Genomic DNA, 26,397 nt, shown 5'->3' with positions numbered 1-26,397 from the left:
CAACTATATCTGTACAGTTTGCGTCCCGTCAACTGGTGTGGTACAAAATCGTCTGATAGCGGCGCGGTCCTAAACCGCGCCGTTACGATTCGACGAGAGGTCTGAATGGCGCTGGCTTCAAAAATCAAAGAATTAAGACTCAAAAAAAAGAAGTCACTTCAAGATGTTGCTGATGAGGTCGGCGCGTCGAAGGCGCACATTTGGGACCTCGAGACCGGCAAGAGCAGCAATCCGTCCATCGAGCTTCTGACCAGGCTGGCGAAATGCTTCGACGTCAGCGTCGCCGACTTGATCGGCGAGAATCCGACAGGCGAGGGGGCCGATCCGCAGGTCGTGGCCATGTATCGTGAGTTGAACGAGCTGAGTCCTGCCGACCGCCAGGCCATTCAGGCCATGATGGATCACCTGAAGAGCCGCAAGCCCAAGGGGTAGCCATGAAGATCTCGCGGATGGACTTGGCCGACACGGGCTCACCGATGGGCCTCGTCACCAAGATACTGTCCGTCGAGAAGGGCCTGCCGATACCGGTGCCGATTGAAGAGCTGGCCAAGCAGCTCGATATCGAGAAGATCGCGCCGCTTGAGACCGAGGGCTTTGAAGGCGGCCTTGTGACCGACGACGCCCGTTCGACTGGCTTCATCCTCGTCAACCGCGCGGCGCCTTCTGGGCGCCGCAGATTCACCATCGGGCATGAGCTGGGGCACTTCTTAATTGTGTCTCACAAGCCGGTAGAGCCCGGCAAATTCCTTTGCTCACGGGCCGACATGGCAAAATGGTCGGCCGACCAGGGCGACCGCTATGCTCGCATGGAGGCCGAGGCGAACGAGTTCTCCGGCCTTCTCCTGATCCCGCCGCCGTCGCTGCGGAAATTCATCCCGAAGGGTGATCCGACGCTTGCACACATCCCTCTGGTCGCGAAACATTTCGACGTCAGCAAAGAGGCGGCCGCCCGCGCCTACGCCCGCTATCACCCCGAACAACTGGCCATCGTGGTGATCAAGGACGGCATCGTCCGACGCGCCCACAAGGGACCGACATTCCCATGGATTTCGGCAGCCTACGGCAAGCCCGTGCCGCGGGCATCTAGCTTCTACGCGAAGGATGTGCGCCAGCGCGTCGCCAGCGAATTGTCATCGATCATTCCCGAGCTTTGGGTCGACCTCAAGCAAGGGCAACGGGCGGAGCTCTTCGAGCAGGTGTATCCTCAGCAGGACGGATATGCGCTGTTGATGCTCTGGCTCGAAATCGAGGAGGCCGAAGAGGCGGATGATGACCGGACGTCGACGCAGCGCTTCAGAGATCAGCAGGCGCGCTGGCGCTAGTCGCATTTGCGATTTTGCGATGTTCGGCTTCATCTCCAATGACACGCCGGGAAGCGATTTCCAAAGGCTGGCTCCGACACGGTCTGGGACCATCGTAAGGCTACCTTTCGCTTTATCCGTTCAGCTTGCCGTAGGCAGACAAAATTTGCGCTGTCTCGGCACCGTCGATGATGCAGTACCGTCGTGGCCGGCGCGGATCGTAAGCAAGGCTCTCCGTGACTCGAACCACTGTGTTCTCAATTTTGTTGCAGTGCTGCACCACGATTAGATCGACCGGCTCTTCGAACGCACGGATGAGCTGATCGCCGCGTTTGCCCATGTTGCCGGGATGGAGTGGGCCAGGTACGGACGGTCCTTTAAAGATAAAGGCTGCCGACGTCGGCTTGTCGTCGATCGTCAAGCGCGCGGTCTGCAGGTCGGATTTCTCGCCACCCCAATCCTTCGACACGTAAGGCTCCCCAATGATGTCGGCGAAGGCCTGTTTGACCGCTGCTTCGGGCATGCTCTCGATTGCTCTGAGGTCAGCGGCTGTTGGCTGCGGCCTCTGCTCAACTCGTGAGAATTGGTCAATTTGCTGCGGATAGATGCGGATCGATGTGGCGATGGGCATGGGAAGGACAGCGCCTTCAATCTCTTCGCCGATGATGTAAGGAAAGACTTCGGCCTTTTGACCATTGAATTCGAAGTGGCCGGCAACAAGCATGCGCTTCTTGCCCTTCAATACCCCGACCGAGGTGTCCGAGAAGAAATGCTCGTTGCTCATTTCGCCAAACATTTCGTATTCGGTTGTCGCCAGAGGTATGTTTCCTCTTAGGGTCGCGTTCTTGGGCAGCTTTCCTTTTTGCGCCCGCCTGCTTGCCTCGGCTGCGCCGGAAAACGAAAATACGCCCCACACGAAACCCAGGACGCGTTTGCCTTCGACGTCCTTCATGGCAACAACTTCGGTGAGATTTGGAAACCTACCGTGTCGCAGCAGCTCTTGAGCCGTGGCGGTAACGTCTCTCATTGCCAGTACCCGTTCGCCCGAATTTTCGACGAGGGGGTTTTGCGCTTCGACTGCGAAATTGACGTCAGCGAGCAAGCCAAGGCGCCGGCTGTTGAGGTAGTACGGAAAAAGCCGAGTGTCCTCGAAGCCGGCCATGTCAACGCACTCCCGTTATTGGCGCTCATGCTCGTAGAGCAGGGGGCCTACAGTCGACCCCGCTGAACAAGCTGCAGGTAGAACTTTCCGAGGTCGGTGAGAAGCACAAAGCCCGACCGCTCAGCACTCCAATACAGATCCGTTCCGACTTTCGGCCGGACCAAGCCCGCGATCTGATACTGCTTCAGCTTCTTGAAGATGGCGACGTTCTCGGGCTTTGCCGCCCCGACGTTGGTCTCTTCGAAGGTCGGATCGAGTTGATACTCGTGCTCCGGCCCTGAAAAATACCTCGCCAGCTCGCGCAGCGTCCGATGGTCGACCTTAGGTTCGCAAAGCCGCACGGGCTCAAGATGCGCCGCGTGAGACTTGTACAGCGGACGCTGATCCCAAGCTCCCAGCGCGGCCTCAGCGTAGGCATAGATCGAGGCCGCGGAAACCCGGCCGCGGACGTCCGCAGCACCGCCACGCAACGCGCCCAACACGAGGTTCGTGAAAACGCCGTGACCGTTGACCTCCATAGAAGGTTCGTCGGACCGGGACGCCGCAAGAACCGTTACGCCCTCTCGCAGCAGGACCTTTTCCATCCCGCCGTTCTGAAAGGGATTGATATTGCCGGTCGAACCGCTGAAGCAGCAGTCGATGATGAGAAGAACAGTACTCGCCTTGGATTTGTTGGCGAGATTGACCAGGTCATCCATGGCCAGACCGGGATCGCCCTCGCTACCCTCCTGGGTGACTAGGTAAGCGCCCGTCGACGTGGTCGCGCCGTGGCCGGAGAAATAGAACAGGACATCACCGTTGAACCCGGCAAAGAGATCGTCCCATGCCGTCCTCAACGTCGCCCGAGTTACGCGCTGTTTGCCCGGGCTCGTCAGCAGACGGGTGTCGAAGTTCCTCGACTGATCTGCATGAAAGCTGATGAGCTCGTCCATAGCCTGCACGTCCGCAACGCAGGCACCAAGCGGCGTGACGTTGTCGTACTCGTTGATGCCGACGAGTAAGGCGCGCTTGCTCACAGTTTGTCGAGAAAGGCTTTGATGTTGGCCCAGGACCACCCAACAACCGACACGCCGGAAAGCTCGGCGGGGAGGGAGGTCGGGCGCTCATCTGACGTTGTGTAGATGCCGCGAACGGCAACTTTTTCTTCTTTCGACGTCTTGATCTCCCAGAGCTGGCCGGCCGCGTTCTTGGTGTTCTTGCTAACCAACGCAATCGTGCCGTCGCAGCCCTTGATGCGCGACCGGCACTTTGTTTTCCATTGTTCGTCCCAGGGCTCTTTCACTGACATGTCGACGAATTCGAATGGGCTCTTCTCGTTCTTGGCTTGGCCTACCAGGTAGTCCCGGGCCCATTTGTCCTCGACGGCGAAAGCGATGAAAATTCTGTTCTTTGTTGCCATATGATTCTTCCTTCTCGCCGCGATTGTGGAGAAAGCCGGGAGTTACGTCAAATTGCAAAGGGAAATCCTTGTGGGATACTGGCGACAGTCGAGGGTGGGCCGGCGGAACGCCCAAGCCGGAGGTATCTCGCGACGAATTATGGCTCATCTGCCCGGCTTTAGACGGCAGGTTGATACAGTCTTGGAAACCATCGATCGACGAGGGCTGTCGGAAACCCGAGCTTCACAGGTGAGCGCGTGGTCGGCGAGACCAGGTAGCCCTTTTCAATAAGTGCATTGAGGACGGTCCGAGCCTGTCGCTCTTCATAGCCCGTGAGTGCCGGCGCGTGGCCTCGCGCGTACTCACCAGCCATGACGGCTTCACGCAGTAAAGGCCAGGAGCCCTTTGGCAGCCGTTTTGCGCGGGTTTCCTCTTCTGTCCAAATCTCCATACGCCTGAGCAGTTCTTCTGGCTCCAGAAGCCCGGCCATGAAGTCAACCTGATCGACGCAGGTCGTCAGGAAGAATTTGCAGAAATCAATGAGCCCGGCCATCGTGAGATTGCCGCGCCCATCGAGATCGCCGCGTCGCGGTTCGTCAGCCGCCTGTAGGTTGGCCTTGTAATCGGCGACGAGTCGCGCCAGCCCGCGCGAAACGGCCCACAGCTCAGAACCGACATCCAGCTCGCGCAAGAGCGCATGCGAGAACAGGCGCGTCACTCGGCCGTTACCGTCAAGAAACGGGTGTATCCAGGCCAACCGATGGTGGGAAGCGGCAACGCCGATGATCTTGCGCAGCCGCGAAAGATGCTTTGAGGAATAGCCTTCGGCAAACCGCGCCAAGAACGCGGGGAGGTCTGCGGGAGGGGGCGGGATGTGCGCGCCTACTTTGACGTGGTCCTTCCGCAGCTCGCCCGGGACCATCTTGATCTTCGCTTTAGTGGTGGGGTGTTCGGCGACGAGCAGCTCCTCGGGCAAGCGTTCGCAGAAGTTTTTGTGCGTCCAGACGATGAAGTCGACGGATAGCACGGGCGAGGGGGCTTCACCGCGATCGATCATCCGCTGCACCTCGATGTGGGCGCGCGCCTCCAATTGCAGGTTGCGGCGCTCCGGGTCCCTGGCGAAGTCGTCGTGAAGGGCGCGGTCGATGTCGATAGGCAAGGTGTTGTGGCCCTCGATGAGGTTCGAGTAATAGCAGTTCATCGAACGCACCAGGTCGCCGACGGAACCCCGCATGACGGGATGAAGGCGGCCGGCCAGGGTGCTGGCCTTGGCAACCAGGTCAGTGGCCAGGTCTTCGAGTTCCTGCCGGTCGTCGGGCAGGAGGGGTTCCATCGCTGATACGTTCATTTTGCCGCTTTCTTTGCCGCCAAATAGTAAAGCAAACAGAGGCACTAAGATAAGTTAAGACAGCATGATTTGCCGGTTTTATTGCCGCTTTGGCGGGCAAAAATCCTCGTAACCCGCTGCCTGCTCCACTACCTCTGTGGAAAAGTTCCCCTCCTGCGCAGCAAGGGTTGCACCCTCGGCCCTTGTTCTATAAATGTTCCCGCGGGCAGGAGGGAAATGATGCCGATTAAGGTCTTTATTTCACACAAAAAAGAGGACACGGAGCAAGCTGGCGCCATTGCGGCACATCTTACCGCCAATGGCCTCTTCGTCTACCTGGACGTCATCGACGCGCAACTGGGAAAGAGTGGGCCGGATCTCGCTGACTACATCCGGGCCCAAATGGAAAAGTGCACCCAGTTGCTGGCGGTCATCAGTGCGCAAACCCAAGCCTCCTGGTGGGTGCCGTGGGAAATCGGGGTCGCGACCGAGAAAGAGCGATTTCTGGCCTCGTTCGTTTCCGGCAACGCCACGGTGCCGGAATTTCTGCAGAAATGGCCTTACCTCCGCACAAGGGCGGACCTTGACGCCTATGTCCGAGAATCAAAACGCGCAGAACTGCTGGTCGAAAATCGCGTCCAAAAGGGCGATCGATTGACGGCCCGCGCGCAAGGCTTCCGATCGTTTCATACGTCATTGAAGGCTTCTCTCGGGCAGCCTTGAGCAACAAACCTTGGTATCAGGAGAAGACAGCATGGCTGCCACGAAAGTTGTTTTTGTTGCCTTTGCAATCGAGGACGTGAAGCAACGCGATTTGCTGAAGGGGCAGTCTCTTCATCCGCGCGCTCCGTACGAGTTCATCGATATGTCGGTGAAGGAGACGTACGACAGCGGCTGGAAAGACAAGGTGCGGACGCGCATTCGCCGATCCGATGGCGTCATCGTCCTCGTCAGCAAGAACTCGACCTCCTCGACCGGGCAGAAGTGGGAAATCGCCTGCGCGAAGGAAGAGGGCAAGAAGATTCGTGGAATCTGGGCCTACAGCGATGACCGCACGGAGATTCAGGGCGTGTCGACCTGACTCCCTGTAAGCCGGACATGCGCAAGGCTCTTATCGTTGGCGTCGATTACTATCACGACCTCACCCCGCTCAGCGGATGTGTGAGTGATGCAGATGCGGTAGCCGGCGTTCTGGCCCGAAATGCTGACGGAACAACGAATTTCACGACACCGAAGGTGCTGACCGCCACCGGCGCTCACAACCTGATCACCCGGCGGGCGCTGCGAGACGCCATCGAGGCACTGTTCGCAGACCCTTCCGAGATCGCTCTCCTGTATTTCGCCGGCCATGGGTACGTCGACACGACCGGCGGCTACCTTTGTGCAAGCGATTGCCGGGACGGCGATGACGGACTGGCGCTCAGTGATGTGATGACGTTCGCGAAGGCATCGAAAGCGGCGAACAAGATCATCATCCTGGATAGCTGCCATGGCGGAATCGCGGGCAACCAGGCCGGCAAAGGCGGTCTCGCGGAGATCGGCGAGGGCATGACGCTTCTGACCGCGTCGACCGAGAACCAATACTCATACGAGGGCGGGAACGGGGCGCCGGGCGTGTTCACCAACCTGCTTGTCGATGCATTGAACGGGGCGGCGGCCAATCTGGTTGGCGATGTCACGCCCGGCAGCGTATACGCCCATATCGACCAATCGCTGGGACCATGGGGTGGTCAGCGTCCCGTCTTCAAGACCAACGTCCGGTCGTTTGTGTCGTTGCGCAAGGCCACACCGCCGATTGCTCTCGAAGAGCTTCTGCAGCTCGCCATCCACTTCCCGCAACCGGGATTCAAGTTCCAGCTTGATCCGTCCTATGAGCCGGAAAGATCACAGGAAAAGCGCGACGATCCAGCGATCCCGCCGCCCGACCCGATAAGGAATGCCATCTTCAAGGTGCTCCAGAACTATGTCAGAGTGAATCTGGTTCGGCCCGTCGATGCGCCCCACATGTGGCATGCAGCGATGGAGAGCAAGTCGTGCGAGCTGACAGTTCTGGGCGAGCATTATCGTCGATTGGTAGCAGACAAGCTCATCTGAGACCGGGGAGGCGGGATGTCCGACAAGCAATTTACTGTATCCTTCGCCTCGTTGATCGAAGAGCTTGCCGCGCTTGAGCATCGGCGTTGGGCGCACTGGCAGCGCTATGTTCATGAAAAAGGCGAGCGCCGCCCCGACGGTTCAGTGGTCTTGCCGGCAGAGCTTGTTGCTCGGTGGGAACGCCTGATCAACACCCCGTACGAAGAGCTCACAAACGAAGAAAAGGACAGCGACCGCGAGCAGGTGCAGAAATATCTGCCGATCCTGAAGCGTTGGCTGCAGCGCGTTCGCGGAGAAAACGAAGGTAATGCCTGAATCATTCAAGTGCTTCCGTGACCCGCTCCTTTCCCTGTATCAATCGGCCGTCACTGAAATTGCCAAGAAAATCGACAAGGGAGCGGCCGCGGCTCCCCGGAGCCGTGCCGGGCTGCAGCGATCCATGGTCAGCACTCTCCCCGGTATCGCGGCGGACATCGCCGAGCGGGAATATAGTCGCGCGACGGGAGGTGTGGCGCCTGCTTCCCCAGCAGGGCCCTCTGCACGAGAACTGTCGAAGTCCGGCATTGCTGAGGTCTGTGCCGAATGGGGGTGGCGCTACATGAAAGCGCTGGCGGCCTCCGATGCCAACGCCATCCAGCAACTCGAGAACGAGTTCACCGCCGGGACTTGCGATCCCGCATGGTTCAGCACCCTGGTGGAATACAGGCGCTTTTTCGAGAACGGCAAGCGTAAGCCCATTCCTTACGTCCCGGCGCCCGCTGTCGGTCCGAAGACGATCGAGATCAAGGCCAACTCACGTATCGCGTTGATGGGAGACTGGGGCACGGGAGCCATACCTGCCATCGAGGTCTTGCAGCGCATCGCCGATGAGCATCCCGATATACTCTTGCATCTCGGCGACATCTACTACTCGGGCACAGCCGCGGAATGTCAATCGAACTTCATCGATCCGATCGACTCCATTCTCCGCAAGGACAAGGCGTTGCCGGTGTTTTCGCTGTCAGGCAACCACGATATGTACTGTGGAGGCGTGGGTTTCTACGACCTCATAACGAAGCTGAACCCTGCGCCCTTCACGCAGCCAGCCAGTTTCTTCTGTCTGCGATCAGCGGACGAGAAATGGCAATTGCTCGCCATGGATACCGGTTTGCACGATGACAATCCGGCCGCTGTCGCTGGCGCACTCACTTACCTTGAAGAAGATGAGCTGGACTGGCACTGCGACCGCATCAGGGAATTCTCCGGCCGGACCATCCTGCTGTCTCATCACCAGTTGTTCTCTGCTTTCTCTCCCATTGGGGCCGCCGATCCGCAGGGTAAGCGGTCTGCAGTCAATCCCTTGCTGCTCAAAGCTTTTCAGCAGATGACAGCAACAAAGGCGATTGCCGCCTGGTTCTGGGGGCATGAGCACACTCTCAGCATCTACCAGCCATTTGCCGGGCTGGAGCGAGGCCGTTGCGTGGGCCACGGCGCTGTCCCTGTCTCCGTCATTGACGAGATCTACAAACCGGTCTCCGGTCTTACAGAGACACCAGCTTTGATTGATCAGTCGCGGCTCGCGACGCGAGGAGGCGTTTACAATCACGGCTACGCGCTTCTAAGCCTCGAAGCCGATCTATGCAGAGCCGAGTATTATCAATCGACGGCTAAAGGCCGCGAACTGATGTACAGCGAATCATTTCGTTAGCCCCAGGCTGGCAGCGAAGCCTTCACGGATGGCGCTGCTGTTGCCCGATCGTCTGCACTAATCACTGTCCTCGAATCAGCGGCGGCTCTGTATCATCGGCCCGGGAGAACCGATATGCAGCGGGTCAACACGGCGGCCCTTGTCGAGGGACTTAAGCTCGAAGTTTCGTCCAACTTTCCCTTCCTTGAGGGCGAAACATTTGAGGAGTGGATATCGCGGGCGAACCAGCTCCTGAATCCATCTCAGCGCGCCATGCTTGCGGCTAGTATTGGCACGGTGCAGCGCAAGTTGGTCGCCGAGCGCTCTGCGCAAAAGCGTGCTTGGATCGCTGCTGCCCGTTTGGAATTTCAACCAGGACGCCGACAAGCCTGCTTTGTTTGCGGGGGATTCGAACCAATCGCGCAGGCGCACCATGTCGTGCCCCTGAACGAGCAGTTCGAACATGGCTTCGATAAACCCGATCACGAGTACGAGTGGCTTTGCCCGAACCACCATGTCATCTTGCATCTCTGCATTGATCGCAGCGCTTCGACCCAGAGTTTGGGGCGCCGGATCGCTCCCAGCATGGCCGACATACCGCTGGAGCACTTCGACAAGCTGATGGAGTTGGTCGGTCGTGCTGGTCGGACGACCCATCGGCCCCGATCGTCGCCGCAGCTCGCCGCTAGCTGGTCGGCGGCTTTTGCGAGATCATCAGCGAGAACGTCGTGATCTCTTCCAGATCAGGAAATTCGTCTGCCTCTCGGCCCCACCAACTCTGCGCATCCTTGTAAAAGATGTGCAGGAACTTATGGAACCGATCGTAGAAATCCGACATGTTGAGCTTCGGTCGCTTGATCCCAGCATGCGCGAGCGCAATGTTCCTGGCGCGGCGAAATTCGGTGGGCAGTGATGGCGGGATGCTCTCGGGAAATGCGCTGATGTGATTTTCCCAACTGGGGGCCGTGCCGTCCAGGATGGCGTCCCGTCTCTTCGGCAATGACTCTGCAAATAGCTGGCAATGTACTTGTCAGCATTGACAGCCTGCAGCGTGCTAATGGCGTGACGATCGCGTGCAATGGCGCAGAGCGCAAATTCATAAAGGTGGTGGACGAATCTCGCGTAGGCGTCATGCGCCTTGTAAGCCCGCCGCCGATCCTGCCCTTGCATGATTAGGTCTTCCCCCGCGGAGGCGAACTGTCTGAAGGCCTCATCGCAGCGCAGAAATTCGTGCTTCAGGGCGATGAAGAGCGCCTTATCAGTCTCATCGCCGATCGTGAATTTCATCTCGTCTAACTCATCTCCGGCTTCTTCTTAGGTTTCTTGCGCAAGATAATTGACGATGGCGTTGAAGTTAAAGCGGCGACCGTGTAATCGGGCACACGATTACACGATTTTGGGCTTCCACGATCCAGAAGTCCTTATCAAACAAAAGGCCCCGCTCAGGCACGGGGTCTGCGCTGCCCTTAACAGCGCTGCGAGCAGCATACCTCACGACAGCGCAGCAGCCAACCAGCGCTATCTGTAACCTCATTGCTTCCCGCCAGGGATCACGGTCGGCTTCCACGGCGAGCTTTCCCTGATCGAGGCGATCATGGCTTCGATGCCGTCAGCGACGAGGGGAGACAACTCATCCCTAGCGCCCTCGTTGGTCGCCGCGCGGGGGATTGCCCGAGCAAAATGCGCAAAACCACAGCGCTTGACTTGACCCTCCAAATTCGCTCGTCCTAATTCTGTTCTCGTGCGGCCGATTCTGTCGGCCCGTCCCATTTTGAATGACAACAGCAGCCACCACGATCCGGCCAGGAACCATGCACGAGATCATCTGTCCCCACTGTGACAAGGCCTTCAAGGTCGATGAGTCCGGTTACGCGGATATCCTGAAGCAGGTCCGTGACGCGGATTTCGCTGAGCAGCTCCACGAACGGCTGGAGCTGGCCGAGCGCGACAAGCAGAGCGCCGTTGAATTGGCCAAGGCCCAGGTAAGCAGCGATCTGCAGAAGACAACGGCTGCTAAAGACGCTGAAATCCAGGACTTGAAGTCCAAGCTTGAGGGGAGTGGCGTTGCCCAGAAGCTCGCGGTTGCTGAAGCGCTCAGCGCCGTCGAAAAGGAGCGGGACAGGCTCGCGAACGCGCTGGCCGAGTCCGAGCGCGAAAAGAAGGCGGCCTCGGAGCTTGCTGACGCGCTCCTGGCGAGCGAGCAGCACAAGATTGCTGCTGCCAAGGAAAAAGAAATCCAGGAGCTGAAGGCCAAGCTTCAGGCCGTCGAGCTTGAGAAGAAGCTCGCCGTGACTGAAGCGGTCGGTGCGATCGAGAAAGAGCGCGATGAGCTGAAGAACGGCATCAAGCAGGTGCAGCTTGAAAAGCAACTCTCCGAGCAGTCGCTCAAGGACAAGTACGAAACCCAGATCAAGGATCGCGATGACGCGATCGAGCGTCTCAAGGATATGAAGGCCCGCCTCTCGACCAAGATGGTCGGTGAGACCTTGGAGCAGCACTGCGAGACCGAGTTCAACCGGGTGCGCTCGATGGCGTTTCCGCGGGCGTATTTCGAGAAAGACAACGACGCGCGGACTGGCAGCAAAGGCGATTACATCTTCCGGGATTCCGACGATGCCGGCACAGAGATCATCTCGATCATGTTTGAGATGAAGAACGAGAGTGACAAAACCGCCACGAAAGGCAAGAACGAAGACTTCCTCAAGGAGCTCGACCGGGACCGGACCGAGAAGGGCTGCGAATATGCCATCCTGGTCTCGTTGCTTGAACCGGACAACGAGCTCTACAATGCTGGCATCGTCGATGTCTTTCACCGCTACTCGAAAATGTATGTCATCCGGCCGCAGTTCTTCCTGCCGATGATTACGCTCCTGAGGAATGCGGCCATCAGTTCGCTGAAGTACAAGACCGAGCTTGCGCTCGTGAAAGCGCAGAATGTCGACATCACCCAGTTTGAAAGCCAGCTCGAAACGTTCAAGGCAGCATTCTCAAAGAACTATGATCTTGCTTCGCGGCACTTCCAGACGGCAATCGCCGAGATCGATAAGTCGATCGACCACCTGCAGAAGACCAAGGATGCCTTGATCGGTGCGGATCGCAACCTGCGCCTTGCCAATGACAAGGCACAGGACGTGACGATCAAGAAGCTGACCCGGGGCAATCCGACGATGGCGGCGAAATTCGCGGAGCTTAAAAGCCCGCCTGCCGAAGCCGCGGAGTGAGGCGGTTAAAGTAGTGAGTCCGTGCGCGCGAAATCGTGTAATCGAATTCACGATTTCACGGTCTGACGCCGGAAGGGCGGCGGTTAGCCGAAGATATGACTATGACCAAACATAGGCGACGATTGCCGCAACAGCGGCCGTTGCCAGGGTCGCAATCACATTGTCCTTCACTTTTGCGACGAACTGCACGAGCGGCGGCTTGAGAAGCTCTGTGAGGGCGGCAATGCGTCCCCTGGCGGCCTGCGCCGCCGTGCAGCGGATACTTTGCGGACCTTGAATTCGGAGTCTTCAGCTACTGTCATGCCCAACGCGGATCTCTCTGCGAATTTCCAACAAAAACCAGCGGGTGAATGTCGTGGGTCGACAGGGCTATCGACTTCTCCTAAGATGTAGCGGGAGTAAGTTCGCGGAGCCGGGTACGGGTGGGGCAGTGAACTTCCAGGTGACGGTTCTCAAGGTGCTGGTCAGCTATCCAGGCGGGTTCGCCGCCATGGCCGAACTCAAGCGCGATATGGCGATTCTGGCGACCAGCGGACGGGACTGGAGCGAGCGTACGAAACGATTGGCGGCCCGCGTGCCCGACCTGGATATCTTCTCCCAAGGTCTCATCGAGCGGATGAACGGCGGCTGGCGTGTCACTGATAAAGGACGCGCGGTTCTCGAGATCATGGAGGCTCGGCCTGCACCGGTCCAAGCAACGGAGGAGCCGACACCAACCACGACTTTGTCACCGATGTCTTCGATAGCTCCAACTCGACGCATGCGGAAACGAAGCCGACGCCAACGCGACGCTCTCCGGCGAAGACGAGCGATTGCGTCGTGATAAACCTAGCTAACCAGCGGTTTTCGTCTTTCGGGAGATAGGAATATATTCCATAATCTATGTTATGCAGAAATCGAGTTGGCATGAATATGTCGTCTCATAGCATGATGTTGTTCCATAACCTACAGAGTCCAAGGAAGCCGATCCAAAAGAGTCATGGCCTTGTCGCTAAAGAACAGACCATTGAATCGCGCCACCAGTTTACGTCTCACTCCGTCATTCTGGTTTACCTAACGCGCCAGACTGGCGAAACTGTCTGCTGGAACAAACGCTGATTCATCCCGGTATATTCAGCGAAGCGCTGCAGGATTCAAACGAACGATCGACCGCCTCGCGGCGCTTGGTCATGTCACAGCGCGAACGCGTGCTCGAAGGAATGATCCTCGACGCTTCGGATCGCCTTTACTACTGCTCGAACCGGCTTCGTCACGCGGCCTCTCGTCGCTCGATCAATTGGACGCCTTTCCACTTTCGGCCTTCGATCAATTCGCGGGCAACTTCCCGCGTCTCTCCTAGAACCGCCCGGGCGGCATCTGTCATCAGTTCTGCCGATAGCGAATAAAGATAGTTCGTTCGCGTGATGGGAGCGTCGCTGATGGAAAGGGCGCGCCACTTGCCCAACGTCTCGTCGGCCTCGTGCAATGCGGACATCGGCTTGATCGTGGCACCCATCCCTTCGCTCACGCATTGCATCAGAAGCGTCAGGGAATCGATTTCGACGCTCACGTTCGGCTTCATGTTCCGCTGTTCGAACTCCGCGACCACACGTCGGCGAAGGCCGTGAGAGCTGGTTGGCAGGATCAAGGGAATCTGGGCAAGTTCCGAAATCGAGACCGATTTTCGATTGTGGGGGATATAGCCGCTTTTTTCCGGGAAGATCACGAAGAGCTCTTCCTCCAGCAGGGGCTCGGCGCACAGCTTGGACGAGACGTCATTAGTAAATAGTATAGCGATGTCCAGTTGCCCAAGGCGGATCATCTGAGCGACATGACCGCTCATTCCTTCGACGACATTGAGCAGGATGCCGGGATATCTGTTCCGGATACGCTTCATCAGCGAAAGTCCGATGGCCCGCTGAGTAGTCGGTGGCAAACCCAAGGACACCATGCCTTGCAGGTCTGTGACATCCTTTCTCGCAATCGACAGCGCCTGGTCCATCTGACGCAGCATGAAGCGGGCATGATGATAGAGGGCCAGCCCGTTTTCCGTCGGGACGACGCCGCGCGAGGAGCGCTGAAGCAGCGGTTTCCCGACTTCGTCTTCAAGCTTGGCGACCTGCTGGCTCAGCGCCGGTTGGGCGACGAAAAGGCAGCGGGATGCTTTGGAGAGACTTCCACTTTCAACGATCTGAGCGAAATAGCGAAGCTGACGAAGGTCCATGGAAGCCTCATCCCCGAGGCGCCGCGAGTTGGCTATACGGCGCGCTTATAGCCATCAATGGAAAACCCTATTTTTGCGATTGTCAAACCTGCCCTAGCTTGCATCCGTGAACGAACAGGAAGGAGCACGGGGTGGTAACCATCGGCGCGCAGCGACTGTCGACCAGGGAATTACCCGCCTGCAGGCTCCTGATCGCCGGGAAATGGCAGTCTGGCGCGAGCGAAGTGGACGTCCTTGACAAGTTTCACAATCGTCCTGCGATGGTGGCGCAACTTCCAAGTGCCGAACAGGTTGGCGTGTGTGTGGAGGCTGCATTTTCGGCTTTCAAGGCCAATGCGCTCTCTCCTTATGAGCGAGGCGCCATTCTTGATCGTGCAGCGGCAAGGCTCGAGGCGCGTGCAGACCAGCTCGTCGAGGTGCTGCGTCAGGAGGCGGGATTTCCTCGGCGCGATGCGCTGGGCGAGGTGCAGCGATGTGCCGCGACGTTCCGGCTCTCCGCTGAGGAGGCGCGACGCCTCTCGGGTGACATGATTCCGCTGGAGTCGGCCGCAGGGCAGGTAGGTCGGATCGGATTTACGCTCAGAATGCCTCTTGGTGTGGTTTGCGCGATCACGCCGTTCAATGCACCCCTGAATACCGTTGCGCACAAAGTCTGCCCGGCGCTCGCGGCCGGCAATGCCGTAATTCTGAAACCGTCGCTCCATACGCCGATGACATCCTGCATTATGGCGGAGTGCCTGCTGGAGGCAGGCCTGCCGCCCGGTCTGCTGTCTGTCCTCCACGGCGATGCGGAGGTCGCGCAATGGTTGATCAACGAAAAGAATATTCATTTCTACGCGTTCACCGGCAGCACGCAGGTCGGTCGCGCGATACAGCAGCGCGTCGGTCTGCGCCGAACCCAGATGGAGCTGGGCTCCATCGCGCACTGCATTCTTTGCAATGATGCCGATCTGAATGTCGCCTTGCCGAAGGTCATAAACGCGAGCTATCGCAAGGCAGGTCAAGTCTGTACGTCGATCCAGGTGCTGCTCATCGACAGATCGCTCGTGGACAAGGTCGAGCACCGTCTGGCGGAACTCGTCGCCGCGCTGCCGTTCGGCGACCCGGCGAACGAAAATACCGTGGTGGGTCCGGTCATCAGCGAAGCGGCTGCGGTTCGAGTTGAATCCTGGATCGTACAAGCCGTGAAGAGCGGCGCGCGCCTTCTGGTCGGCGGCGGTCGCAGCGGCTCGGTTGTTCATCCGGCGCTGTTGGCCGACGTCTCGAAGGCAACACCGCTGGGCTGTCAGGAGGTTTTCGGACCTGTCCTGACGGTCGCGCCGTTCGACTCGTTCGACGAGGCGATCGAGCGAGTCAACGCGACCCCTTACGGTCTCGCGACCGGAATCTTCACGCAGCATATCGGGAATGCACTCGAGGCGGCGCGGAAGCTCCAGGTCGGAGGCGTACACATCAACGAAACTCCCAGCTCCCGCGTCGATCTCATGCCCTATGGTGGCTCGAAGGATAGCGGTTTTGGCCGGGAAGGCCCGTATTATGCGATCCGGGAGATGAGCGAAGAGCGCATGGTCACGATCCTGGCCTGATCGAGAAACGCAGCCGGAGAAGAACAAGAAATGAGCAAGATGAAGGGTGGCGAGGTCATCGCCGAGTATCTCGTCAAGCAGAAGGTGCCGTTCATTTTCGGCGTCTGCGGCCATGGCAATGTAGGCATTCTCGATGCGCTTTACCAGGTGCGGGACAAGATCAGCCTGATTTCGCCGCGGCACGAGCAGGCGGCGGGCCATATGGCTGACGCTTACTTTCGCGTCAAGCACAGTCCGGTCGCGACGTTGACGTCAACAGGTCCGGGCTCGGCGAATATCGTGATGCCGCTGATCACAGCCCTGTCGGACTCATCGGCGTTCATGGCAATCACGGCAAACGTGCCGACGTCGCAGGCCAATCGTGGACCCTTCCAGGAGCTCTACGCGCACAATCAGGCCGACTTTGCTCAGGTCATGCGGCCGGTGGTCAAGCGGACGTTCCAGCCCACGCGCGTCGACATGCTGCCCCTGGCGTTGCGCCAGGGCTTCGACACGATGGTGACCGGCAGGCCAGGCCCCGTGAACTTGGATATTCCATACAATGTCTTCCAGGAGGAGGATGACGTCGAACTGCCGGCGCCGTCACACGTGCACGGCGGGCATCGCCCCAATGCCAGCCCCGCGGATATTGCGAAGGCGCTCGACCTGCTGAGCGCTTCCAGGAAACCGGTTTTCTTTGTCGGGCAAGGGACGACGCTGTCCGAAGCCAGCCCCGAGATCACGGCGCTTCAGCAGAAATACGGCATCCCGGTTATCACGTCTCCGAATGGCATGGGTCTCGTGCCCTCCGGCGACCCGCTGACGCTGGGCTTTATCGGGCGCAACGGTGCCTATCCGGCCAATCAGGCCGGTCGTTTTGCCGATCTCGTGATCTGCATCGGAACGCGCTTCGACGACCGCTCGTCATCGTCATGGCACCCGGGCTATTCCTGGAATTTCCCGGAGACCAAGCTTATCCAGGCCGACATCGATCCCGCGGAGCTCGGGCGCAACTATCCGCCGACGCTCGGCGTCATCGCCGATGCCAAGACCTTCGCGGCGCAACTGCTCGACGGGATGGCCGAGCGGAAGGACATTCGGCGGGAGAACTTCGAGCCGTGGCGCGCCGAGGTTGCCGGTTGGCAGGCCGAATGGGACGCGTTCGTCCGTCCTCACTTCAAGGACGTGACGACGCCGATCCGGCCGGAATATGTGGTCGACGCGCTGACCGACATCCTGCCCGACGATGTGATCCTGTCGCTAGATTCCGGCGTGCATCACAATTGGTTCATGCAGTTCTGGAAGCCCCGCCGGGCGCAGAGCATGCTCAATAGCTGGGGCTATTCGTCGATGGGCTTCGGCGTGTGCGGCGTTCTCGGTGCGCACCTGGCGGCGCCCGACCGCACCTGTGTTGCGGTCGTCGGCGATGGCGGCTTCATGATGGCGCCCCATGTGGTTGCGACCGCGGTCGAGTATTCGCTGCCCTGCATCTGGATCGTGTGGAACAACTTCGCCTGGGGTGCGATCCGCGACATTCAATATGGAATGTTCGGAGGCAGGGAGCTCGGGACCGCCTTCTACAAGGGCAATCAGGGGCCCGGCGGCGAACGATACAATCCGGACTTCGCAGCGTGGGCGCGTGCCTGCGGCGCCGATGGCTACACGGTCACCAGGAGCGAGGATCTGCGCGGTGTCGTGGAAACGGCGATCAAGAATCGCCGACCTTGCGTCATCGATCTGCATGTCGATGCCGAGGTGCGTCCACCGTCCACGGGGACGTGGCAATTGCCGCCCGTGCCGTACAAGGAGCCGGTCTTCGGTAAACCGCAGCGGCTGATCTGAAGCAATAAGTCGATCAACAAGGGAGGAGAACGTTATGGGTTGGATGGATAGTGCTTGCCGGAAGCTGCTTGCCCGTTTGACGACTGCAGCAATCGCCAGCCTCGCGGCTGCAACTGGTGCCAGCGCTCAGACGGATGATCCAATCAGGATCGGCATGATTTATTCGAAGCAGGGACCCGGCTCGTCGATCGGCCAGTTCCTGGAGCGCGGCAGCGAATTGGCCGTCGAACAGGCCGGCGGCAAGGTGCTCGGCCGCAAGATCGAGGTCATCTGGCTCGATGAATCGGACCCGCAAGGCTCCCAGCAGAACATGCAGCGGCTCGTGGACGAAAATAAGGTCGTCGCCGTCGTGGGCGGCAACTACAGTTCGAATGCGCTCGCCATGATGAGCGTGGCCAATCGCGCGAAGATTCCGCTCATCCTGCCGGGAGCAGCCGCGAGCGAAATCACGGGCAAGAGCTGCAGCCGCTACGTCTTCCGTACCCAGGCGACAGTCCCGGTGCAGACGAGCGGTCTGATGCCCTACATCGCATCGATCGGGAAGAAAGTCTATTTCCTGACAGCCTCATATGCGTTCGGTCAGGACATACTGCGATCGTCGCGAGCCTTGCTGGGCAAGACCGGGCTGACCGAAGCGGGCTCCGACGAGGTGCCGATCAACACGGCTGACTACTCATCCTACATCCTCAAGATACGGCAAGCCAAGCCGGACGCGATCATCGGCGGCCTTGTCGGCGGCGACTTCTCCACCTTCCTCAAGCAGTGGAATGAGATGGGGATGAAGGAGAAAATCCCGTACGGCGCCATAGCGGTGACCGATACGGATTTCTGGGACGTCGGCCCGCAGGCCTCCAGCGGCATCTACATCAAGCCCTGGTACTATAACAATCCCAAGAACACGGCAGCCGAGAAGGCGATGACCGAAGCGTTCCAGAAGAAGTACGGCCAGCCGCCGTCGGACAAGACTTGGTCGGGGTGGATTGCGATGCGCGCGCTGCTGGAGTCGATCGAGGCTGCGAAGTCGACCAAAGCTCAGGACATCATTGTCGCTCTAGAGAAATGGAAAAACACGGAAGGATTGCTGCCGTACTACTTCCGCGAATGGGACCATCAGATGGTCCGGCCTGCCGTCATCGTGCAGGTCAAGAAGAACATCACCGACAAGTGGGATTTCTTCGAGGTCCTGAAGGACACCTCCGCTACGGCGGAAGAGACCGAAAAAGCCTTCGGGACCAAGGAAGAGATCGGCTGCAACATGCCGGCGCTCTGAAGTAGCCCCCGTTTTGATACCCGTTGGCGAGTTGGAAACATGACCGACATCATCATTTCGCAAGTCGCCAACGGCCTCGTCCTGGGCTTTCTCTACGTCCTGATCGCGGTCGGCCTGTCGATCACGTTCGGGCTTCTTGGCGTCATCAATTTCGCGCATGGCGCTTTCTTCGCGCTGGGCGCTTACGTGTCCTGGCAACTCTTTCGTTGGTTCGGATGGGGAGCTGTCGCCCTGGCTCCGATCGTCGTTGCTGCCATAGGCATGGCGACGGAGTTCCTGCTGATACGTCGGCTTTACGGGCGCGAGCCTCTTCTGAGCCTCATCGTGACGTTCGCACTGGCCTTGTTGATCGAGGCTCTCATTCGCGCAACCTGGGGCGCGGACGGCAAACCATTCAACCCGCCGCCGCCGCTCGCGGGCATCGTCGAGCTGGGACCATTGCTGATCACAAAATACCGGGTGGCGGTTCTGGCCGCGACGTCGACGGCATTGCTCGGCCTCTGGGCTTTCCTGTCCTGGACGCCTTATGGGCGGATTCTGCGTGCCGGAAGTCGCGATCCCGAGATGGTTGAGCTGCTCGGCATCAAGCTGCCCCGCGTCCTTACGGCGGTATTCGGCCTGGGCTGCGGGCTTGCCGCGATCGCGGGGCTGCTTGCAGCCCCGCTCTGGACCGTCTCTCCGTCGATGGCGGCGAATGCAGTTATGCCCGCATTTGTAATTGTTGCAATTGGTGGGCTTGGGTCGTTGCGGGGCGCCGTGGTGGCGGGGCTCGCCGTTGGTGTCGTGACCGCTCTGACCATCCAGTTCTGGCCGGCGGCGTCGACGGCCTCGATGTACGTGCTGATGTTCGCGATCATGCTTCTGCGCCCTCGCGGCTTGTTCGGTGAACGCTGGGAGCGCTTCGAATGAAAGGGGCGTTGCTCGGGCGTGTGTCGCGCCATCCCATTGCGATCATTGCCGCCGTATTGCTTGTTGCCTCGGCCATTGCGCTTGGCATCGGCATGCCGGTTGCAAGAGTGACTCAGATTGCGATCTACACTCTTTATGCGGCCGGGGTGAACTTCCTGATCGGGTATCTGGGCTTGGTCCCGTTCGGCGCATCGTTCTTCTTCGGGACTGCAGGTTACGCCGTGGCGCTGATCGGAACGCGTCTTCTCGGCGGGAACGAACTGGGCGACGTTCTGGTCGCAGCCGGTTTTTCGATGCTGCTGGCGCTGACGGTCGGTGCGGTCATCCTCCGCCGGCGAGGCCTCTACTTTTCACTGCTCACGCTCGCCTGCTCACAGATCGCCTTCGAGATCGCGTTCAAGTGGACGGACGTCACTGGTGGAGAGAACGGTATCCAGGATGTCGCGCGGCCCCTGTTTACCTCGGCGCTCGAGTTTCACTGGTTCGCGCTCGTCGTCGTCCTCGGCATGTTGTGGCTGTTGTGGCGGATCGCTCATAGCCCGTTTGGCCGGATGATGCAGGCGCTGCGCGACAACGAGGAGCGTGTCGCCAGTCTGGGCTACAACACGTATCAGACGAAACTCGTCGCCCTCGTCATCGCTGGCGGGGCGATCGGGATCGCCGGCGGTCTGATGGTGCTATTGCTGCAGGGAGCTTACGCCAACAATCTGAGCTGGCAGCACGCCGGCGATCCGGTGTTAATGGCGGCTCTGGGCGGAGTTCATCACTTCCTCGGACCTCTCTGGGGTTCGATCATTTTCATTGTACTCGAAGATCGCCTCAGCGCCCTGACCGAGAACTGGTGGCTGTTCTTTGCGCCCATTATCATCGCATTCGCTCTGTTGTCGCATGAAGGCGTGCAAGGCATCTTCCAGCGTCTTGTCAGGCGCGACCGCTGGACGCTGACGCGCGACGGCATTTCACCGCGTCCCGCGAAGATCGTGCCGTATACGCCGGCCGCCGCGAAAGGGTCAGGCGACGGGGGCGCGCCGATCCTTCAGGTCCGAAACCTTTCCAAGCGCTTCGGCAACATCGTCACCCAGAACGACATCTCGCTGGAGATGAGCCGGACGGGTCTACACTCCCTGATCGGACCGAATGGCGCGGGCAAGACCACCTTCTTCAATCTCCTGACCGGCCGCTACAAGCCGGACTCCGGCGAGATCCTGTTCGAGGGCGGGTCGATCAACAGCCTGCCGCCCTACAAGCGGGCGCGGCTGGGGATTGCGCGGTCGTTCCAGATCCTCAGCGTGTTTCCCAATCTGACGGCCTTCGAAAACGTGCGGGTCGCGGTGCAGGCCTCCAACAGGACCTATTTCAGCCTGTGGGCCGACGCACATGCCTCGGAGAGCGTCAATGCGCGGGTCTGGGGCCTCCTGGAGGCCGTCGGCCTGACCGAACGAGCGGCTGAACTCTGCGTCTCGCTGTCTCACGGCGAAAAGCGCCTCCTCGAAATCGCGGTCTCGCTCGCGATCGACGCCAAGCTGCTGCTGCTGGACGAACCCTTGGCGGGTCTGGCGGAATCCGATCGTCGCATCGTCGGCGAACTCATCCGCCGTCTGGCGCAATCCCATGCCGTCCTTCTGATCGAGCATGACATTGATCGGGTCCTGGCAATGTCGGACCGCATTACGGTTCTGCATCAGGGCCGTCTGATTGCCGACGGCAAGCCGGCGGAGGTCGCACGGCATCCGGAAGTGGTCGCCGCCTATCTCGGCGATGCCCATCCGGTGCAGGAGAGCGGGCAAGTTGTGGTTCTTCCGACGAGGAAGGGCGGCGCGGCTGTGCCGGCCGACCAGGCCCCGCTCCTCGAGCTCAAGGGAATAAGCGCTGGCTATGGCGGCAGCACCGTGCTCGAGAACGTCGATCTGGCCGTTCACAAGGGCGAGGTCGTCGCCCTGCTCGGGCGTAACGGCGTCGGCAAGACCACGCTGCTGCGCGCGGTTACGGGTGTTCTGCACCCGTCGGAAGGACAAATGTCGTTTGAAGGCCGCGATATATCGAAGCTGCGGCCCAGCGACATCAACAGACTCGGCATCTCGCTGGTGGCCGAGGGGCGGCGGCTGTTTCCGAACCTGACAGTACAGGAGAATCTCAGGCTTGCCGCGCGGCCGGGGGGCGCGTCGATGGAGGAGATATTCGACCTGTTCCCGAAGGTCGGAGCTCGAATCCGTTCGCGCGGTGAAACCCTCTCCGGCGGTGAGCAGCAGATGGTTGCGATTGCGCGCGCCCTGATGGTGCCGTCCAGGCTCATCCTGCTTGACGAGCCGTTCGAAGGCTTGGCGCCCGCCGTGGTCCAGGAAGTGCGCGACGCCGTTGGACGACTGTCGACGAGGGCGAGCATGGTCATCGTCGAGCACCATGCGGAGAGCGTCCTCGCGATGGCTGACCGTGCCTATGTGCTCGTGAATGGTCGTGTAGCCTACGGTGGTGCCGCAAGCACCTTGGCGATGGACAAGGCGCAGTGCGAGCGGCTGCTCGGCGTTGTCCAGGCCGATGAGGTGGGGCAGCGCACCCCTGCGACAATGTGAAATTCGAACCGATCAACGACTGGAGACAACGCATGACTATCGTGGCGCCCGCCCCAAACGCATTTGCGGATGCGGAAAAGAAAAAATACGCGGTGACTCGCAACCTCGCCGAACTGCAGTGGATCCAGTATCCGGGCCACTTCAACCAGGCTCTGTCGAAGGCGATCGTCACGCCCGAAACCACGGGCAGCCGGTTCTTCGATCACCGCATTTCGACCTACGAGGCAGGTGCGCATGTGGAATCCCATGTCCACAAGGTGCAGGAGCAAATCTACCACGTGCTTGCCGGCGAAGGCGTGCTGGTCGTGGACGGCGAGCGTCGCGTGGTGCGTTCCAACGACGTGACCTTCATCCCGCCGGGCGTCGTGCATGAGTTCCACAACACGGGCATCGACCCTCTGGTGTTCCTCGTGATCACGAGCCCGCCGACCGACGAAGAGCCGGAGCCGCGTTGAGAGAAAAATCGTGAGCAAGAAGATTCTCGTTACGGGTGGCTGCGGCTGGCTCGGTGGCGCCATCGTCAGGGCGCTGCTCGACCGGGGTGATACGGTCGTTGCCGCGGATATCGCGGTTTCGCCCGCAATGACCGCGCTTGCCGCGAGCAATTCCCGGCTGTCGGCCGAGGCGGTCGACTTTGGCGAGTGGCATCAGGTCGTGCGGTTGTTCGAAAAGCATCCGGTCGATGCGGTAGTGCACACGGCAGCGATCGTGGGCGTCGTCTTTGCAGCGGACGCCCCGATCAAGACGCTGCGCGTCAACGTCGAAGGTTCGATCAACGTCTTCGAGGCGATGAGGCTGCGCAAGGTTCGGCGTGTCGTGCATATCTCGACGGAAGAGACCTACGGCGATTTCCAGGCACCCAGGATCGACGAGGACCATCCGCAGAAGCCGGCCAGCGTCTATGGTCTCACCAAGCTGGCAGCAGAGCATTACGGTCGGGTCTATTCACGCGACCACGGCCTTGAGTGCATCAACGTACGCACGTGCTGGGTTTACGGTCCGCACCTGCCGCGCCTGCGATTGCCGCGCACCTTCATCGAGGCGGCACTCCGGGGCGAGCCCTATCATCAGACGGAGGGTGCAAATCTGGCCGTCGATCAGGTTTTCATCGACGACACGGTCGACGGCACCCTGCTCGCGCTCGACAAGGAGAAGCATCGTTTCGATGCCTACAACATCGCAACGGGCGAGGCTCCGACGCTCCGGGACACCGCAGATGCGGTCAATGAGGCGATCCCGGGGGCCCGCATTACGGTCGGCGACAGCGGTGTCTATCGCCATGGCGGCGTGGTCCCGACCGCCGTCAAGGGGGCGCTCGACATCAGCCGTGCGCGCGCCGAGCTCGGCTATGAGCCGAAATACGACATCAAGAAGGGCATCGCGGCGACGATCGCCGCGACCCGGGCAAGCTTACGGTAAGCGAGAGTTCGAGGAACAGAAATGACCAAGCCTTCACCCGTAGTTCTGATTTTCGGTGGCTCGCGCGGCATCGGCGCCGCCTGCTGTAGTGCGTTCGAGAACGCGGGCTGGCAGGTGGCCAGCACCTATGCGGCGGACGCGCCCGCAAAGCCGGTCGGGCGTGCATACAAGGTCGATATCCGCGATGCCAAGGGTGTGGCCGATGTCTTTGAGCGCGTGACCGCGGATTTCGGCGTCGCGCCGATTGCTGTCGTGGCCAATGCCGGCATCAACCGGCCGCCGCGTCCGATGGCGGACTTCCCCTTGGCGGATTTTCAGGAGCTCGTCGACGTCAACATCGTCGGCGCGTTCAATGTGCTGTCCGAGGCCGCGCGGCGCGTGCCGAAGGGCGGCTCGATCGTGGCATTGACCACATCGATGACCGGTTTGGGAATTCCCGGGGGAGGCCCCTATACCGCAACGAAAGCGGCGGTCGAGAGTCTCGTGCGGTCGATGTCGAAGGAACTGGCGGGCCGCGAAGTCCGCGTCAACGCAGTCGCTCCGGGGCCGGTCGATACTGACCTGTTCCGCGCGGGAAAGACGGAAGAAGCCAAGCAAAGATCGGCGGCAATGAGCCCGCTGAACCGCATTGGCCGCGCGGAAGAGATTGCCGAGGTGGTGCTGTTCGCGTCCTCGCAGAACGCCTCGTGGATCACGGGGCAGATCATCCGGCCCAACGGCGGCATGATATGACCCCTGCGGTGGCCGATGCCTGGGACGCCATCGTCATCGGCGCGGGAGCGGCTGGTCTGACCGCGGCCTGTACGGCGGCCGCTGCGGGAAAATCCGTGCTCGTGCTCGAGCAGGCGGATGTCGTGGGGGGCACGACCGCGATTTCGGGCGGCATGGTCTGGCTACCGGTCAACCACAAGATGGCCGAAGCCGGGCAGCCCGACAGTATCGAGGCTGCGCGGACCTATCTATCGGTTACCGTGCCCGGCAAGAGGCGGGATAAGCTCGAGACCTTTCTGGCGCGGGCCGACGACGCGCTGCGGGATCTGGAGGCGACGACGTCGCTTCGATTCCAGCCCGTGCCGACCTATCCGGATTACTATCCGGACCTGCCGGGCGGAACGGCGGGTGGACGCGTTCTCGAACCTGTGCCGTTCGACGGCAGGCAGTTGGGCCGTGCATTCGGGCTCGTGCGGGACCCTCTGCCGGAGTTCACGCTGTTCGGCGGCATGATGGTCAGCCGCAAGGACATTCCACACTTTCGCCGCGCGATGAAGTCGCTGCCGTCGACCCTGCGCGTCACGCGGCTTCTGTTGGACTACTTCCTCCAGCGCCTCAAGGCGCGCCGTGGCACGTCGTTGTATCTCGGCAATGCATTGGTCGCGCGCCTGCTTCGGTCCGCACTCGATCTCAAGGTGGAGATACGGACCGGCGTCGGCGTCGAAAGCCTTGAGCTCGGACCGGACGGCCGTGTCTCGCTGGTCGTTGCACAGGATGCGCAGGGACGATCGACCAGGCTCGTGGCCCGCCGCGGCATCATTCTCGCCACCGGCGGCATCTCGCATCAGCCCGAGATCCGTCGCAACTATGTCCCCGAAGCTGCGGGAACGCTGACTGCAACGGTCAAATCCGGTCCGCAGCCGCGGGGAGCCGTCCTCGCCAGTGCCTTGGGTGCCAGCCTGTCGTCATCGACAAGGGAAGGGGCGTTCTGGGTTCCGGCCTCTACCTTTGTCCGCGCGGACGGCAGCGCAGGCGTCTTTCCTCACACGGTCACCGACCGCGCCAAACCCGGCCTGATCGCCGTCGACTGCAATGGCCAGCGGTTCGTCAACGAGGCTCTGTCCTACCACGAGTTCGTTCGTGCGCAACTCTCGCACGCCAACAGTGCGATTCCAGCCTGGCTGATCTGCGACTGCGGCTTCCTCTGGAAATACGGTCTCGGCAAGATCAAGCCGTTTTCGACATCGATCAAAGGCGATATCGCGTCTGGCTATCTCATCGAGGCTGCATCCCTTGCGGACCTCGCCAAGCAGATCGGCGTGCCGGTCGCGGCCCTGGATGAGACTGTGCGCAATTTCAATGTCGGGGCAGAGAAGGGGGAGGATCCGGAGTTTGGTCGCGGCGGTGATGTCTACCAGCGCTCGCTCGGGGACGCCGACGTGAAACCAAATCCGTGCGTCGGACCGATCAAGCAGGCACCGTTCTATGCCGTCAAGGTCGTGCCGGCCGATTTGGGCATGTCGGCGGGCATCGTGACGGATGCCTCGACACGGGTTCTCAGACCGGACGGGACGGCCATACCGGGCCTCTACGCCTGCGGTAACGACATGGCGTCAGTCATGGAGGGGGCCTACCCGGGACCGGGAATTACGCTGGGTCCGGCTCTGGTGTTCGGATGGATCGCCGGCAAAGAAGCGGTCAAGGCACACCAGGATGCGCGTTAGCCACGAGCGTAATGCCACTGAAGGAGAGCAGGTC

At 60.3% G+C, this 26,397-nt stretch carries 25 protein-coding genes; 18 read left to right on the top strand and 7 right to left on the bottom strand.

Translation table 11 applies throughout. The features are described from left to right. Positions 1–105: 105 nt before the first annotated feature. Complete coding sequence (locus HYPGJ_RS15245; protein ID WP_046847884.1) at positions 106–432, top strand: helix-turn-helix transcriptional regulator; 327 nt, start codon at positions 106–108, stop codon at positions 430–432. A gap of 2 nt (positions 433–434) precedes the next feature. Further along, positions 435–1,322, top strand: a complete 888-nt coding sequence (locus HYPGJ_RS15240) for an ImmA/IrrE family metallo-endopeptidase (RefSeq protein ID WP_046847883.1) — start codon at positions 435–437, stop codon at positions 1,320–1,322. 112 nt (positions 1,323–1,434) lie between these two features. Here HYPGJ_RS15240 and HYPGJ_RS15235 read toward each other — a convergent pair whose 3' ends face one another. The 4 genes from HYPGJ_RS15235 to HYPGJ_RS15220 form a co-directional block, all read right to left on the bottom strand. After that, positions 1,435–2,463: a hypothetical protein gene (locus tag HYPGJ_RS15235; RefSeq protein WP_046847882.1), complete on the bottom strand. Its 1,029-nt coding sequence runs from the start codon at positions 2,461–2,463 to the stop codon at positions 1,435–1,437. Between the two features lie 47 nt (positions 2,464–2,510). Next, positions 2,511–3,479 carry a caspase family protein gene (locus tag HYPGJ_RS15230; protein WP_046847881.1) on the bottom strand — a complete coding sequence of 323 codons (969 nt, stop codon included), beginning with the start codon at positions 3,477–3,479 and terminating at the stop codon, positions 2,511–2,513. Then, complete coding sequence (locus tag HYPGJ_RS15225; protein WP_046847880.1) at positions 3,476–3,862, bottom strand: hypothetical protein; 387 nt, start codon at positions 3,860–3,862, stop codon at positions 3,476–3,478. Before HYPGJ_RS15225 ends, HYPGJ_RS15230 begins: the two co-directional genes overlap by 4 nt. A gap of 158 nt (positions 3,863–4,020) precedes the next feature. Then, positions 4,021–5,190, bottom strand: coding sequence for a Fic family protein (locus HYPGJ_RS15220; protein ID WP_082528932.1), 1,170 nt, complete (start codon positions 5,188–5,190; stop codon positions 4,021–4,023). Between the two features lie 219 nt (positions 5,191–5,409). Between HYPGJ_RS15220 and HYPGJ_RS15215 the strand changes: the two genes are divergently transcribed. Genes HYPGJ_RS15215 through HYPGJ_RS15195 form a run of 5 tightly spaced genes read left to right on the top strand, consistent with a single transcriptional unit; the run spans position 5,410 to position 8,950 of the window. Continuing rightward, on the top strand, positions 5,410–5,892 hold the full coding sequence (locus tag HYPGJ_RS15215; RefSeq protein ID WP_046848462.1) for a toll/interleukin-1 receptor domain-containing protein: 483 nt from the start codon (positions 5,410–5,412) through the stop codon (positions 5,890–5,892). A 31-nt stretch (positions 5,893–5,923) separates the two neighbouring features. Beyond that, positions 5,924–6,250: a TIR domain-containing protein gene (locus HYPGJ_RS15210; RefSeq protein ID WP_046847879.1), complete on the top strand. Its 327-nt coding sequence runs from the start codon at positions 5,924–5,926 to the stop codon at positions 6,248–6,250. A 17-nt stretch (positions 6,251–6,267) separates the two neighbouring features. After that, positions 6,268–7,263, top strand: a complete 996-nt coding sequence (locus HYPGJ_RS15205) for a caspase family protein (RefSeq protein ID WP_046847878.1) — start codon at positions 6,268–6,270, stop codon at positions 7,261–7,263. 15 nt (positions 7,264–7,278) lie between these two features. Next, positions 7,279–7,578, top strand: a complete 300-nt coding sequence (locus HYPGJ_RS15200) for a hypothetical protein (protein WP_046847877.1) — start codon at positions 7,279–7,281, stop codon at positions 7,576–7,578. Next, entirely contained in the window at positions 7,571–8,950 is a 1,380-nt protein-coding gene (locus HYPGJ_RS15195; protein ID WP_046847876.1) for a metallophosphoesterase, read from the top strand. The genes HYPGJ_RS15200 and HYPGJ_RS15195 overlap by 8 nt, the downstream gene beginning before the upstream one ends. A gap of 75 nt (positions 8,951–9,025) precedes the next feature. Here HYPGJ_RS15195 and HYPGJ_RS15190 read toward each other — a convergent pair whose 3' ends face one another. Both HYPGJ_RS15190 and HYPGJ_RS15185 read right to left on the bottom strand, forming a co-directional pair. Continuing rightward, positions 9,026–9,586, bottom strand: coding sequence for a hypothetical protein (locus HYPGJ_RS15190; RefSeq protein WP_046847875.1), 561 nt, complete (start codon positions 9,584–9,586; stop codon positions 9,026–9,028). Between the two features lie 28 nt (positions 9,587–9,614). After that, entirely contained in the window at positions 9,615–9,929 is a 315-nt protein-coding gene (locus HYPGJ_RS15185) for a hypothetical protein (protein WP_046847874.1), read from the bottom strand. Positions 9,930–10,740: 811 nt separating this feature from the next. Between HYPGJ_RS15185 and HYPGJ_RS15170 the strand changes: the two genes are divergently transcribed. Further along, positions 10,741–12,150: a DUF2130 domain-containing protein gene (locus HYPGJ_RS15170; protein ID WP_046847871.1), complete on the top strand. Its 1,410-nt coding sequence runs from the start codon at positions 10,741–10,743 to the stop codon at positions 12,148–12,150. A gap of 430 nt (positions 12,151–12,580) precedes the next feature. Continuing rightward, a complete protein-coding gene (locus HYPGJ_RS15165) occupies positions 12,581–12,973 on the top strand; it encodes a hypothetical protein (protein ID WP_046848461.1) in 393 nt (130 codons plus the stop codon). A gap of 426 nt (positions 12,974–13,399) precedes the next feature. Here the strand turns inward: HYPGJ_RS15165 and HYPGJ_RS15160 are convergent, their stop codons facing one another. Then, positions 13,400–14,353 (bottom strand): LysR substrate-binding domain-containing protein, encoded by a 954-nt coding sequence (locus tag HYPGJ_RS15160; RefSeq protein ID WP_046847870.1) that lies wholly within the window; start codon positions 14,351–14,353, stop codon positions 13,400–13,402. A gap of 131 nt (positions 14,354–14,484) precedes the next feature. Here HYPGJ_RS15160 and HYPGJ_RS15155 point away from each other — a divergent pair, with 131 nt between their 5' ends. From HYPGJ_RS15155 to HYPGJ_RS15115, 9 genes are read left to right on the top strand one after another with little or no spacing between them, the layout of a single operon-like run. Continuing rightward, entirely contained in the window at positions 14,485–15,939 is a 1,455-nt protein-coding gene (locus tag HYPGJ_RS15155) for an aldehyde dehydrogenase family protein (protein WP_046847869.1), read from the top strand. Between the two features lie 30 nt (positions 15,940–15,969). Beyond that, on the top strand, positions 15,970–17,760 hold the full coding sequence (locus tag HYPGJ_RS15150; protein ID WP_046847868.1) for a thiamine pyrophosphate-binding protein: 1,791 nt from the start codon (positions 15,970–15,972) through the stop codon (positions 17,758–17,760). 34 nt (positions 17,761–17,794) lie between these two features. Further along, positions 17,795–19,030, top strand: a complete 1,236-nt coding sequence (locus HYPGJ_RS15145; protein ID WP_197433601.1) for an ABC transporter substrate-binding protein — start codon at positions 17,795–17,797, stop codon at positions 19,028–19,030. A gap of 39 nt (positions 19,031–19,069) precedes the next feature. Next, complete coding sequence (locus tag HYPGJ_RS15140) at positions 19,070–19,939, top strand: branched-chain amino acid ABC transporter permease (RefSeq protein ID WP_046847866.1); 870 nt, start codon at positions 19,070–19,072, stop codon at positions 19,937–19,939. Next, complete coding sequence (locus HYPGJ_RS15135) at positions 19,936–22,509, top strand: branched-chain amino acid ABC transporter ATP-binding protein/permease (RefSeq protein ID WP_046847865.1); 2,574 nt, start codon at positions 19,936–19,938, stop codon at positions 22,507–22,509. The genes HYPGJ_RS15140 and HYPGJ_RS15135 overlap by 4 nt, the downstream gene beginning before the upstream one ends. 32 nt (positions 22,510–22,541) lie before the next feature. Continuing rightward, the gene (locus HYPGJ_RS15130) at positions 22,542–22,964 is read left to right on the top strand and encodes a cupin domain-containing protein (RefSeq protein WP_046847864.1); all 423 of its coding nucleotides are present in this window, start codon (positions 22,542–22,544) and stop codon (positions 22,962–22,964) included. A gap of 10 nt (positions 22,965–22,974) precedes the next feature. Further along, positions 22,975–23,928: an NAD(P)-dependent oxidoreductase gene (locus tag HYPGJ_RS15125; protein WP_046847863.1), complete on the top strand. Its 954-nt coding sequence runs from the start codon at positions 22,975–22,977 to the stop codon at positions 23,926–23,928. A gap of 21 nt (positions 23,929–23,949) precedes the next feature. After that, positions 23,950–24,660 carry an SDR family oxidoreductase gene (locus tag HYPGJ_RS15120; protein WP_046847862.1) on the top strand — a complete coding sequence of 237 codons (711 nt, stop codon included), beginning with the start codon at positions 23,950–23,952 and terminating at the stop codon, positions 24,658–24,660. Further along, complete coding sequence (locus HYPGJ_RS15115; protein ID WP_046847861.1) at positions 24,657–26,363, top strand: FAD-dependent oxidoreductase; 1,707 nt, start codon at positions 24,657–24,659, stop codon at positions 26,361–26,363. The genes HYPGJ_RS15120 and HYPGJ_RS15115 overlap by 4 nt, the downstream gene beginning before the upstream one ends. The last annotated feature ends 34 nt before the right edge of the window (positions 26,364–26,397 follow it).

Source organism: Hyphomicrobium sp. GJ21 (genome assembly GCF_001006785.1).
In the GTDB taxonomy this organism is placed as follows: Bacteria; Pseudomonadota; Alphaproteobacteria; order Rhizobiales; family Hyphomicrobiaceae; genus Hyphomicrobium_B.
The sequence above is the reverse complement of the archived record's forward strand: the minus strand, read 5'-3'. Positions and strand labels throughout refer to the sequence as shown.

Coding starts and splice junctions, on each gene's coding strand:
- HYPGJ_RS15215 (WP_046848462.1), top strand. CDS start 5,410: ATGCCGATTAAGGTCTTTATTTCACACAAAAAAGAGGACACGGAGCAA.
- HYPGJ_RS15240 (WP_046847883.1), top strand. CDS start 435: ATGAAGATCTCGCGGATGGACTTGGCCGACACGGGCTCACCGATGGGC.
- HYPGJ_RS15220 (WP_082528932.1), bottom strand. CDS start 5,190: ATGAACGTATCAGCGATGGAACCCCTCCTGCCCGACGACCGGCAGGAA.
- HYPGJ_RS15195 (WP_046847876.1), top strand. CDS start 7,571: ATGCCTGAATCATTCAAGTGCTTCCGTGACCCGCTCCTTTCCCTGTAT.
- HYPGJ_RS15210 (WP_046847879.1), top strand. CDS start 5,924: ATGGCTGCCACGAAAGTTGTTTTTGTTGCCTTTGCAATCGAGGACGTG.
- HYPGJ_RS15130 (WP_046847864.1), top strand. CDS start 22,542: ATGACTATCGTGGCGCCCGCCCCAAACGCATTTGCGGATGCGGAAAAG.
- HYPGJ_RS15135 (WP_046847865.1), top strand. CDS start 19,936: ATGAAAGGGGCGTTGCTCGGGCGTGTGTCGCGCCATCCCATTGCGATC.
- HYPGJ_RS15190 (WP_046847875.1), bottom strand. CDS start 9,586: ATGGGTCGTCCGACCAGCACGACCGACCAACTCCATCAGCTTGTCGAA.
- HYPGJ_RS15225 (WP_046847880.1), bottom strand. CDS start 3,862: ATGGCAACAAAGAACAGAATTTTCATCGCTTTCGCCGTCGAGGACAAA.
- HYPGJ_RS15150 (WP_046847868.1), top strand. CDS start 15,970: ATGAGCAAGATGAAGGGTGGCGAGGTCATCGCCGAGTATCTCGTCAAG.
- HYPGJ_RS15140 (WP_046847866.1), top strand. CDS start 19,070: ATGACCGACATCATCATTTCGCAAGTCGCCAACGGCCTCGTCCTGGGC.
- HYPGJ_RS15115 (WP_046847861.1), top strand. CDS start 24,657: ATGACCCCTGCGGTGGCCGATGCCTGGGACGCCATCGTCATCGGCGCG.
- HYPGJ_RS15170 (WP_046847871.1), top strand. CDS start 10,741: ATGCACGAGATCATCTGTCCCCACTGTGACAAGGCCTTCAAGGTCGAT.
- HYPGJ_RS15205 (WP_046847878.1), top strand. CDS start 6,268: ATGCGCAAGGCTCTTATCGTTGGCGTCGATTACTATCACGACCTCACC.
- HYPGJ_RS15120 (WP_046847862.1), top strand. CDS start 23,950: ATGACCAAGCCTTCACCCGTAGTTCTGATTTTCGGTGGCTCGCGCGGC.
- HYPGJ_RS15145 (WP_197433601.1), top strand. CDS start 17,795: ATGGGTTGGATGGATAGTGCTTGCCGGAAGCTGCTTGCCCGTTTGACG.
- HYPGJ_RS15160 (WP_046847870.1), bottom strand. CDS start 14,353: ATGGACCTTCGTCAGCTTCGCTATTTCGCTCAGATCGTTGAAAGTGGA.
- HYPGJ_RS15235 (WP_046847882.1), bottom strand. CDS start 2,463: ATGGCCGGCTTCGAGGACACTCGGCTTTTTCCGTACTACCTCAACAGC.
- HYPGJ_RS15245 (WP_046847884.1), top strand. CDS start 106: ATGGCGCTGGCTTCAAAAATCAAAGAATTAAGACTCAAAAAAAAGAAG.
- HYPGJ_RS15200 (WP_046847877.1), top strand. CDS start 7,279: ATGTCCGACAAGCAATTTACTGTATCCTTCGCCTCGTTGATCGAAGAG.